General features: G+C 35.1%; 11 protein-coding genes. 5 read left to right on the top strand and 6 right to left on the bottom strand.

The features are described 5' to 3' along the window. Window positions 1-259 precede the first annotated feature (259 nt). Window positions 260-388, top strand: coding sequence for a hypothetical protein (locus tag ACIP9G_RS07835; RefSeq protein WP_340825097.1), 129 nt, complete (start codon window positions 260-262; stop codon window positions 386-388). A gap of 72 nt (window positions 389-460) precedes the next feature. Here ACIP9G_RS07835 and ACIP9G_RS07830 read toward each other — a convergent pair whose 3' ends face one another. After that, window positions 461-904 carry a MarR family winged helix-turn-helix transcriptional regulator gene (locus tag ACIP9G_RS07830; RefSeq protein WP_401018650.1) on the bottom strand — a complete coding sequence of 148 codons (444 nt, stop codon included), beginning with the start codon at window positions 902-904 and terminating at the stop codon, window positions 461-463. Window positions 905-1,022: 118 nt separating this feature from the next. Here ACIP9G_RS07830 and ACIP9G_RS07825 point away from each other — a divergent pair, with 118 nt between their 5' ends. After that, the gene (locus tag ACIP9G_RS07825) at window positions 1,023-1,610 is read left to right on the top strand and encodes an NAD(P)H-dependent oxidoreductase (protein ID WP_401008130.1); all 588 of its coding nucleotides are present in this window, start codon (window positions 1,023-1,025) and stop codon (window positions 1,608-1,610) included. 47 nt (window positions 1,611-1,657) lie between these two features. Here the strand turns inward: ACIP9G_RS07825 and ACIP9G_RS07820 are convergent, their stop codons facing one another. The 3 genes from ACIP9G_RS07820 to ACIP9G_RS07810 are packed head-to-tail and all read right to left on the bottom strand — an operon-like array spanning window position 1,658 to window position 5,174. Beyond that, window positions 1,658-2,728, bottom strand: coding sequence for a HAMP domain-containing sensor histidine kinase (locus ACIP9G_RS07820; protein WP_401018648.1), 1,071 nt, complete (start codon window positions 2,726-2,728; stop codon window positions 1,658-1,660). Then, window positions 2,725-3,405, bottom strand: coding sequence for a response regulator transcription factor (locus ACIP9G_RS07815; protein ID WP_340826492.1), 681 nt, complete (start codon window positions 3,403-3,405; stop codon window positions 2,725-2,727). The genes ACIP9G_RS07820 and ACIP9G_RS07815 overlap by 4 nt, the downstream gene beginning before the upstream one ends. 17 nt (window positions 3,406-3,422) lie before the next feature. Next, window positions 3,423-5,174 carry an ABC transporter ATP-binding protein gene (locus tag ACIP9G_RS07810; protein ID WP_401018647.1) on the bottom strand — a complete coding sequence of 584 codons (1,752 nt, stop codon included), beginning with the start codon at window positions 5,172-5,174 and terminating at the stop codon, window positions 3,423-3,425. 174 nt (window positions 5,175-5,348) lie between these two features. Between ACIP9G_RS07810 and ACIP9G_RS07805 the strand changes: the two genes are divergently transcribed. Beyond that, entirely contained in the window at window positions 5,349-6,149 is an 801-nt protein-coding gene (locus ACIP9G_RS07805) for a MerR family transcriptional regulator (RefSeq protein WP_401018646.1), read from the top strand. A gap of 302 nt (window positions 6,150-6,451) precedes the next feature. After that, the gene (locus tag ACIP9G_RS07800; protein WP_401018645.1) at window positions 6,452-6,685 is read left to right on the top strand and encodes a DNA-binding protein; all 234 of its coding nucleotides are present in this window, start codon (window positions 6,452-6,454) and stop codon (window positions 6,683-6,685) included. Window positions 6,686-6,759: 74 nt separating this feature from the next. Here ACIP9G_RS07800 and ACIP9G_RS07795 read toward each other — a convergent pair whose 3' ends face one another. Together ACIP9G_RS07795 and ACIP9G_RS07790 are read right to left on the bottom strand one after the other, a co-directional pair. Next, window positions 6,760-6,960, bottom strand: coding sequence for a helix-turn-helix domain-containing protein (locus ACIP9G_RS07795; RefSeq protein WP_401018644.1), 201 nt, complete (start codon window positions 6,958-6,960; stop codon window positions 6,760-6,762). A 502-nt stretch (window positions 6,961-7,462) separates the two neighbouring features. Next, entirely contained in the window at window positions 7,463-9,331 is a 1,869-nt protein-coding gene (locus ACIP9G_RS07790; protein WP_401018642.1) for a multicopper oxidase family protein, read from the bottom strand. A 456-nt stretch (window positions 9,332-9,787) separates the two neighbouring features. Here ACIP9G_RS07790 and ACIP9G_RS07785 point away from each other — a divergent pair, with 456 nt between their 5' ends. Continuing rightward, window positions 9,788-11,209, top strand: a complete 1,422-nt coding sequence (locus tag ACIP9G_RS07785; RefSeq protein ID WP_401018640.1) for a tetratricopeptide repeat-containing diguanylate cyclase — start codon at window positions 9,788-9,790, stop codon at window positions 11,207-11,209. Window positions 11,210-11,288: the final 79 nt, after the last annotated feature.

The following is an 11,288-nucleotide window of genomic DNA, read 5'->3' as shown; positions in this document are numbered from 1 at the left end:
AAATTGGCGATATCTTTTTTAAAATTTAAAGTATGTAAACCAATTGTTGAATTACATTGTAAATAAACAAGTATTCTATATTTAAATAATATGAACAATTTCTGAATTATTTAATTATTATATATTTTTAACTTTTGTTAATTTTAATGATTTGATAAGATAAAAGTAATATATTACATAAAAATATACGGGAGGTCTGTACTATAAAATTTCGGTATTCTTTGATATACAAAAGTTAAAAAAGGAGAGAATTTTAATAATGCCAAAATTACTTGTTGGAGATATATTTGCATTTTTTGCTACATTAGTCGCAATTTCAATTCCACTAACAATTATTGGTTTATTAATCTACATAGCTAAACTAATTAAAAACCTCGAAAAAAGGTGACCTCAAATCAAATTGCATTTGAGGTCACACTTATAGTCTGTCCTAACAATTAACGGAAGTAAATCATGCGTCTTAAAGCTTACCTTGTTGTTTAAAAACCTTCTGCTGCAAAATATCTAATGCGTGCTTAATTTCTTCTAAATCTTCTTCTGAAACATCTTGAATAAGGTGTTGAAAACGGACTTCAATACATCGAAAAGCCTCATCCATCATTTGTTCGCCATCTTCGGTGAGGCGCACATAATGTTTTCTACGATCCTCTGTATCACTAATTTTTTCAATTAAATTTTTCTCTTGTAGTTTCTTAAGCTCTCGACTTGTATTCGGTAACGACATTTGCTGACAATCACTAATTTCAGTAGTCGTAACAGGCTGGCTTACTTTTATATGTTCAAGAATTTTATATTGAACAGGAGTTATGGCGTCCGTTTTAACGTTTTGTGTTAACTCAGTTGTTACTTGATGAACGGTTGCTGTAAATGTAACAAATTGATTGAATAATGCATTCTTGTCCAAATATCTCACCTCTTACTGACAAGATAACAAATAACTTATCTTAAAACAATTATCATTTGACAACTAAATAAGTATTGCGTATTATTTACTTATCAAATGATAAGTAATGGAGGCAGTTATGAAAACATTAATTATTTATACGTATCCAAATCATCAAAGTTTGAATTATTCTTTTTTGCAGGAAGTTGTTAAAGGATGCAATGAAAATCCGTACATAAATGAATTACAAGTGGTTGATTTATATGAAGAAAAATTTGATCCGATTTTACACTTTAATGAACATAGACGACGTCGTGATATGTATCGTGATCCAAAACTAGAGAAATATAGAGAACAAATAACTTGGGCAGATAAGATTGTTTTTGTTTATCCAATTTGGTGGGGAAGACCGCCAGCAATGCTTTTAGGCTATATTGATCAATTATTTGCATCCAATTTTGCCTATAGAGATAAAAAGGGATTGTTTCCTGATGGTCTCTTAAAAGGGAAGTCAGTCGTTTGTGTTTCGACTATGAAAGGCCCTACTAAATATCCGCTTTTATGGTTGAATAATGCTCACAAAGTATTAATGCGAAAAGCATTGTTTAATTTTGTTGGAATTAAGAAAGTGAAGTTTTTTGAATTTGGGAATATGGAAAGTAAAAAGGGAGGACAACAAAAAAAGTTAGCAAAAGTTTATCAGTATTTTAGACAAGTAGCGTATTAGAAGAAGCGAAAGAGCATAGGGGTGAACAACTTTCACATCCTATGCTCTTAATTATTTGTATCAACACTATCTAAAGGGAGTGTTATCAAAAATTTTGTATGTTCAGCAAGTTTGCTTTGGACAGTAATAGTACCTTTGTGCATATCAGTAATTTTTTTTACAATGGATAATCCTAGTCCGCTACCTCCGTTTGCAGCGATTCTTGATTGATCTGCTTTATAAAAACGTTCAAAAATATGCTTTTGTTGCTCATCTGTTAAGCCGATGCCGTTATCACGAATGCTCACCATCACTGTGTCATTTTGGGCGGTCATCAAAATACGGATTTGGCCATTATTATGAGTAAATTTGATGCTGTTACTGAGTACATTCATCCACACTTGGTTCATTAAGTCCTCATCAGCCTTAATCGTTATGTGTTGTAATTGAATATCAATATCAATCTGCTTTTCTAACCAATTAGGCTCAAGAGCTAAAACAACATTACGCAACTGTTTATCTAGTCGATAGTACTTCGGTTCAAATGGATGGTGCTGTGATTCTAATGACGTTAGCTTTAACAAATTATCACTGATTTTTGATAGACGATGACTTTCCATTTCGATAATGGCTAAATAGTGCTGACGTTTCTCTTCAGTTAAATCCATATTTTTTAATGCCTTTGCAAAACCATTAATAGAGGTGAGGGGCGATTGAATTTCATGCGAAACATTTGAAATAAATTCTTGACGCATACGTTCTAATTCGCCTAATTCAACAGCCATATGATTAATCCCACTAATTAGTTGGCCAAAATGATCATTTTCATCATCAGACATTTTATCTAACTGTACATTGAAATCTCCTTTAGCCATTCGTCCAATGGCATCAACAATCGTATCCCAATAATTGTGCTGTCTTTTTAAACCGATTAAAAAAATGCAGGCGGCAGTGCAAGCAAATAGTACAAATACACCAAGAACTGTAGTTAATTGTCGCCAAAAACCTAGAAGATGTATGTCCACCCGCTGAAATAGCCAAGAAGTTACGTGGAAGGAAATAAAGGCAAATAATATATTCGCTAACAGAAACATGATAAAAATCATCAGGAGCTTAAAGAAAAATTTCCAATATTTCATAGTGCTAATTCCAAGCGATAGCCAAGTCCACGAATCGTACGGATAGAGAAGCCACTTTTTTCTTCAGGGAATCGTTCACGCAACCTTTTAATATGAACATCTACGGTACGTTCATCGCCTTCATAGTCAAATCCCCAAATTTCTTCAATTAGCTGCTCACGGGAAAATGTCTTTCCCGCATAACTTGCTAATGTAAATAATAGGTCGAATTCTTTTAGACGTAACGTAGTGCTTTCACCGTCATACAATAGCTCATATGTATGGCGGTTCATTTTAACATTTCCAATTTCAATCGTTTGAGAGAGTGCAATACGATACCGTTTTAAAATGGATTTAACGCGAACAATTAATTCGACAGGCTCAAATGGTTTGACTAAATAATCGTCTGTCCCTAGGTTAAATCCTTTTACCTTCTGTGCTGTTTCACCTTTAGCGGTTAGCATTAAAATCGGTAAATCACTGTTGAATGTCCGGATTTCCTTACATAATTGCCAACCGTCCATTTTAGGCATCATAATGTCCATAATCACCATGTCGATTTTTTCTGTATCCAATTTGGACAGTGCATCTACACCGTCCAATGCTTCTATTACGTCAAAACCTTCATTTTGTAAAAATACTTTTACTAATTCTCTAATATGGTCATCATCATCCACAACTAATAGTTTTGTCATGATAACAAATCCTTTCGTCTTTAATCTTTAATGCGCAATTGTTGTTTAGCAAACTCTCTATACATATCGTGTGTTTCAAATAATGTATCATGTGTCCCACAGCCTGTGATATGGCCTTTCTCTATAAATAATATTTGGTCGGCATCTACGACAGTAGAAAGACGGTGGGCGATTACGAGTGTTGTTCGTCCTTGCATTAAATTATCCAGTGCTTTTTGTACGTAAATTTCTGAATTACTATCAAGGCTAGAAGTCGCTTCATCTAGCATTAAAATTTGAGGATTACGTAACAAGGCTCTCGCAATCGAAATTCGTTGTCGTTGTCCACCTGAAAGCTTTATTCCTCGTTCGCCGACCTCGGTGTTAAATTTATCTGGCAGTTCATTGATAAATTGATCGGCGTAGGCCATTTTTGCCACTCGTTCAAGTTCATCGTCTGAAACAGCTCTGGCAATGCCGTAACAAATATTTTCACGAATTGTTCCTGATAGAAGCGCACTTTCTTGTGCGACATAGCCAATTTGATTTCTCCACGAATGAAGTGAAAATGTATCAATCGGTGTATCGCCAAGTGTAATCAAGCCATTTGTTGGTTGATAGTAGCGTTCTAACAGCGCAAAAGTCGTCGTCTTTCCTCCGCCACTCGGTCCGACAATGGCTGTGACTTTACCTGGCTCAATTGTAAAGTTGATATTTGATAAAATTGGTTCCTCTCCATAAGCAAAATCTACATTTTGGACATGGATTGGTTCATGTACAGTATCTAATTGTCGTCCTTCATAAATGTTTTCTTCTTCATGCTCAAGTAATGCACTGATACGTTCTGTAGCGCCCATCGCTTTTTGGAGCTGGGTAAAGAACATCGTTAATTGCGTCATCGGCATAATGATTTGAATTAAATATAAAATAAAGGCAACCATATCACCAGCTGTAAGTTCACCAGATGAAACACGAACACCGCCATAGCCAATGATTGCTACAAGCACACTCATTAGTACGAATGAAATTAAAGGTGAAATAAGTGCATGGATTTTTGCTTCTTTCAGACCGAAATTAAATAGATTAGTAATGCCTTTTTTGCCACGTTCATATTCGATATTCTCAGCATTTGAAGCTTTTACTAAACGTGTCTCAGGCAACACTTGATTAAGAATAGCGGTAAATTTAGCGGTTTCGTCTTGCATACCTTTTGAAATGACAAACATACGCTTTCCTAATAGCATTAAAATAATCATCGCGAGAGGAACAGCAATGAGCATAACTAATGTCATTTTCCAATCTAAAAATAATAGAATGATGACAGAACCGACAATCGAAATAACACCTGTTAAACAATTTGCAAGATGTTCAGTTATTAGCTCTTTTACTACAGCTGTGTCATTTGTTACACGACTTAACGTCTCACCAGTATCGTTATCATCATAATAAGGGATTGGTAAATGGAGCAATTTGCGCCATAATTGATCTCTCAATTTTGCCACAACCTGATGACCAACGCGATTTAAAAAATAAATGGAAAGTCCGCTGGCGATGGCTTGCACGATAAAAGCTATTCCTAGTAAAATAATTTGCCAATAATTAAGGGATTGTAACGAAAAGCCATCTACTAATTTTTTAGTGAACAGTGGCACGATAAATCCTACGCCAGTGGTCGCTATACTCATACATAAAGCGATTATTAACAAAAGCATCGGTGGTTGCGCCTGTTTTACAAGCCCCACAAAGCGTCGCCAATTTTTTATTGGTACTTCTTTAGTTGTTGTGTTATTCATTAATAATTATCCTCCTTGATTACGCTAAACAATAGAATCATTGTTTGTGTGACTTTACTATAGCATGCATTTATGAACTGAATATGAAATGAAAATAGCGTGCTAAATTAGAGTGACAGGCACTCAAACAATTCTGAAAAATTCTTGACCTTCAAGTAACTAGAAGGTTTATCATTGATATTGAAAGGTGTGTCGCTCTTGCATAACTATATGACCATTCAGGAATTTTCAAATAGAACAGGAATTTCAAAAAGTACGTTGCGTTTTTATGAATCGAAAAATTTATTGTTGCCAGTAGAACGGAGTGGAAATGGATATCGCGTATATGCAACGCATCAAATTGCAATAGTGAAATTGATTACCACTTTGCGTATAGCAGACGTACCTATTAAGGACATACAACATTATTTACTAGAAAATGACGAAGTAACTCGTCAAACAATGATGGATAATTGGATTCGTACTTTAAGGAAAAAACGGGAGCTCATCGATGTTAGCTTAAGGTTTTTAGAAAGTGATTCCATTCGAGAGGATATCTATCTAATCGATAAAAACAAAGAAAAAATAATTTGGTTCATTGAGCAATCCACAATGGGGAAGTTTGGTGAGCATTTTGCGAAAAGAGCCAATGAATTAAAGCAAAACAATATTCAAATTAACAGCTATTATGTAAATTATTTATCAGGACAAGAAGTGATAAAAGTACAAATCGGTTTTGGTGTAACAGAACATACAAATATAGATGGATTAACGGACGTTGATTTTATCGAACATATGCCTGCTTGTATCTGTCTAGCGCTACCATTCAAAGAGCATCTGACGGAAATAAAAGAAGGGTATCAAAAATTACTACAATATGCCCTCGAACATAGTTGGGTGCCAACCCATTCAATTCTCGAGTGGTACCGAGGGGAAGACTTTACACAATTAGATTTATTATTGCCTGTCATTCAATTGGAGCGAAGTGAGAGATGAGGAGTGAGATAGCTATTCAAAGTTTTTGAGGAAATTATATAATTTTTGTATCTGTATTTGTTGAATCATATTTAATAGTTATTACTACTATCTATCCACTGTTCATGTACATTTAGGTGAAGTGGTTTTTAAAAGCTAATTTTATAATAAAAAGTACCCTTACAAGAAATGAATTACATATTTATAGGAATGTGAGTAAACTTAATATAGAGGTGATTTTTAATTGCTATAACGCTATTAGGTATGGGTGCAACAATTGTTACAATGATTAAAAATATAAAAAAGATAGGTGGCAAATTTTAATGTCTAATAACTACACTTTCAATTCTCAAGAAGAACTAACGAGATTTATACAAAGTGAAATAATTAATACAACTGAAGCTTTAGATATTCTGCAATGCTCACGCCAAAATCTGAATAACTTAGTGAAACGTAATGTAGTAACACCAATTAAAGATTTACCTAGAGACAGGTTGTTTTATAAAGAAGATATTATTAACCGCAAAAATGATATGGATAATAGGGTAAACAAATAGTCTACAAGTATTATTAAAGCCTCCATTTAAATTAAAAACGCCTCAATAGTAATAGATTAAGGCGTCGATTAGTCTCATATATGTGATTCGTATTTTTTCGGGTTAGGTTGGTTTTTTTCAAGAAGCCAAATACGACTAACCTTACGACAAATGACTTCTCCTTTATTACATAACAATTTGATATGTGGTTGAGATAGTCCCCATAATTCGGATGCTTCGGCTATATCCATTACTTTAAATAACGGACTATCTGCGTCAGGTGTTTTATTACTCATTGTTATCACCCCGTTTATTGATTATTTCTAGTATGGTGTTAACTACAAAAAGAATCACAATTAAGACATATAATGCTAAGAAAACATAGTCTGACGTCTGTAGATTATTAAAGTCCATTGTTTGTGGAATTAAAATTGTCAATGCTACGATGATAATTATGTTAAATATTCTTGTGATTATCGTTTGCATATAGTTAGTAGCTTGATAGAATACTATGTTTAAAGAAGGGGCTAATCTCCTTAATATTTGCGACGCTTTAGCTTGGTAGGCTAACGTCGCTTTTTGTTGTTTTTCTTCATATGCTATAACTTTATAGTTAGTGAAGAATATGTATTTTATCTTAATCTACTTTGTCCACCTCCTTGTACATGAGCTTATTATACTATAAATGGAAATAAAAAACTGACGATTATTTACAATTTTACAAACCGAGGTATTCGACAGTGTGAACGTCAAATACCTCGGTTTTTTATTTAGCATTATATAGGCAGATGCAGATTACTACGAGCGTCTTCTCCGCCATCTACTTGCCATATTAGGTTGTGTTTGGCTTCTTTTTGAAGGATAAATTGGTTGAGGTACAAACTGTGAGACATTTTGTGTATGAATGGCATCGTGTGGCAATGTCTCTTTAGTAACTGACAAATCATGCTTGTTAGCCACTGTAGGTGCATGCTGTGTTGGATCGGTTGTCGTAGCAATGCTATGAGTACTATTCAAAAGTGGGGCAGTGTTCTCATTATTAGTTGGAATTGCTGTTACTGTGGCACTATGGTTTGCTGGAGTATGCTCTATTTCGACATGTGGCTCCGATACGGGATGAACATCTTTCATCACTAGGATTGGTCGCATCATATCATGATCCTCGTGCTCAAGAAAATGGCAATGCCACATGTAATTTCCGATATGGTCTTTCCAATGCATAATAATCTTTGTAACCTTCCCTGCATCAGCTTTTACAGTATCTTTCCAGCCTCTCTCAAAGTCACGTGGTTCTTCAGCTGGACCAGTAAATTCAAGCCTTCCTTCATTTTGATAGAGCTCCACATCGAATGGCCGTCGTTCAAGTATTTTAAATTGGATTAAATGTAGATGGATAGGGTGTATAAATGGAGTGGCATTAATAAAATTCCAGACTTCTATACTATCAAGAGCTGGCTTTTCAGTTGCAGGATCATGGTACATACGGTCATTTAATAATAGCATTGGTCTTCCAAAATCATCTGTCGACGCACTTAAAGGTAAGTTGCGTTCAATATGTGCATGGTGCGGATGTAAATCCATTGAAACGGCAAGCCTTTCAGGAATTTCGCTCGTATCTTCACAGCGCAGTGGGCAATTCACTTTAAATTGCATAATTACGCTCGTATGCTCGTCAACAAAATCTGTATCCCCATTAATTAATGTTATTTCCTGGCCTTCACACTTTGAAAAGTCAATGATGACATCCGTTCTTTCAGCGGGCAATAATTCCACAGAGTAAATTTCGTGAGGGGTTGTTAAAAAACCACCATCTGTTCCAAGCTGGATCATAGGCTGCTCATTAGAAAGGCTGATGACATAGCCTCTTCTATTCGAGCCATTTAGAAAACGGAAACGATATTTCCGAGGCTCAACATTTAAATAAGGCCATACTTTACCGTTCACAACAATTGTATTTCCCACAAAGCCTGGTGTAATCGATGGATGAACTGGCACGGGGAAAGGTGGTTCATCAGGATAGAAGAGAGAGCCATCTTCATTAAAGGATCTATCTGCAATTAATAGTGGATATTCATAATCACCGCACGGTAAGTTTGAGCGCTCCTCAATTGTATCTCGAAGCAAGTAGAAACCTGCAAGACCTGCGTAAACATTTAAGCGCGTTAATGCCATTGCGTGGTCATGATACCATAACGTTGTACCTGGCTGATGATTCGTGTATTCATGTATTTCTTTATTGAATTTCGGACCAGTATACACAAAGTCTCTTGTATACCAAGCTTCCGGATGACCATCACTTTCCCAGTCAACGTTGGCTCCGTGAAGATGTGTTACCGTTCTAACCTCTTGTGAATCGTTGGCTGCATGGAGAGTAAAATCTACAGGTAAAAAATGCTTTAAAGGTAATTGATTTTTGTATTTGACATAAATCGTTTTGTCTTTTGAGGCCTCAATGGTTGGTCCTGGGTAAAGTCCGTTATATCCCCAAATAGTGGATTTCGGAAAGTTTTTATGAAAACAATGTTCCGCTTCCATCATCTGCAACTCATAATATTCTTTCTTCGGCTGGCCGCTACTGTATTTTGGCTTTGCAGTAACAGGCTTCGGTAGTGCATCTACAAATTTAGGAATTGTTGCTGGATCTGATGGATTAATATTTTTATTCACAACATCACGTCCCTCACGTTTTTACAAAAAAATACTCAATCAACTACAATATATGGGTAAAAACAATGAGAAACGAGGACAATAATGGAATTATTTGTGCTAATATATATAAAAAAATATTGAATGTCAAAAATTCCTGCAAATAAGCTGTTATTCTAGCCCTGTATTAATTACACGTAAACGGAAGTAAGTTGATGGAGTAAAGGTTAAAGGTAATCGCGAAGACAGGTGAAATGTCATTTCAATCAAATACAATTGCTTCGTTTTTTGTGACTATAGAACATGGCGTGCACTCGATTCTAAAATATTATCATTCGATATATTTAGTAATTTATGGGATATGCTTGAAATGACGGACGAGGACATGGACTTCGCTTATAATTGATGTATAGGCTAACTGCTACATTAAAGTATTAAGGATAAGGAAAATTCCGAGCATAGAGAAGTGGTGATTATTTGGAGTTAACATTAGAAGAATTAAATAAAACAATCATGGAAATGCGGACGAAAGGGCGTTTAACAGAAGCTCTAAATCTTGCTGAACAGGGACTTTTAGTAGCATTAGAAAATGATAATCATAAGCATGGACTAGATTTATTCTTCCAAAAAATATTAATTCATCATGCTCTAGGCGATACATTAAGCATGGTGAGCCACATCCATGACTATGAGGCGTGCTGCCAAAAGTACGGCACGACAAAGGATTTTATGAATTATTATCTTGTTATGTCTTTAATATACGATTTAGTTGGTGTCAGAGAAAAAACAGTGGAAATGACCAAAAAATCGATTGAATTTGCTACACAGCTAAAAGATATTAAAATGCTTGTACGTTGCTATAGCAATCTGTGTTATCTTGAAGTTGAAAATGGCTGTTATCAGGAAGCGCTTAATGCTGCATTAATTGCAAGGAATTATAATAAGGAGCTTGAGAAAACACAGCCTGAATTGGCGAAGCTACAAGAAATCCGCATTAATAATAATATGGCTGATGTGTATATTCTAGAGGGCGATTTTGTCACTGGTCAAGCATTATTGGATCATACATTGAATTCGGATATTATTCAAAATCATAAACGAGAAAAGGTAGCCGCCTTGTTTGGCTATGGCTTTTTATATGAACATCAACAAAAGCTAGAAGAAGCGGTGAAATATTATAAGCAAGCGATAGATTTAGCGCAATCATATGGTGATAATCCAATTACAAAAAGGGTCATGCGTATGCTGTTAAACGTTCTCTATCAATTGGATTACCGAAATGAGATTTTTGATGTGCAACGAGCTTATATAGAACTTACAGAAAAAATGAGTGCTGACAATTTGCTTCAGCAAGTCATGAACTTAGATTTTAATAGACAAAAAGAGAAACTGGAAAAAAGGGCACTCTATGATCCTTTAACTGGTGTCCTTAATCGTCATTTTCTTGATAGTGAGCTAAATGATTGGTTAAAGGAGGCACAAATTTCTCAGCAATATGTTTGCGTCATTGTCCTCGATATCGACTATTTTAAAGCATACAATGATAAGTATGGTCACTTGTTGGGTGACATGGTGCTACAGCTCCTTGCTACTGGATTAAGGGGTTTTTTACGTAATGAAGATGCGGTCATTATACGTTATGGTGGAGATGAATTTATCGTTTGTCTTCGTCATGATAATCAATTGTTTATCAATGACTTTATTAAGGAGCTACATGCCTATATTTTAACTTTAAAAGTAGAACAAGACTTTGATAGTTATCCGTTAAAGATTAGTTTAGGCGCCTGTATGAATGACCAAGAAAATTATGAATACATTCAGCTTTTTAAGCAGGCAGACCGCAACTTATACAAAGCGAAAAATAATGGTCGTGCAAACTATGTCATCAGCTCAATATAAATAAATCTATCAAATGATATAGCCTCGTTCCCACTGTCGACAAAAGGCAGTGGGAATATATTTATATATGACTTTTATC

The sequence above is a fragment of the Lysinibacillus sp. NPDC093197 genome (genome assembly GCF_044754025.1).
In the GTDB taxonomy this organism is placed as follows: Bacteria; Bacillota; Bacilli; order Bacillales_A; family Planococcaceae; genus Lysinibacillus.
This window is presented reverse-complemented; position numbering and strand designations above follow the sequence as displayed.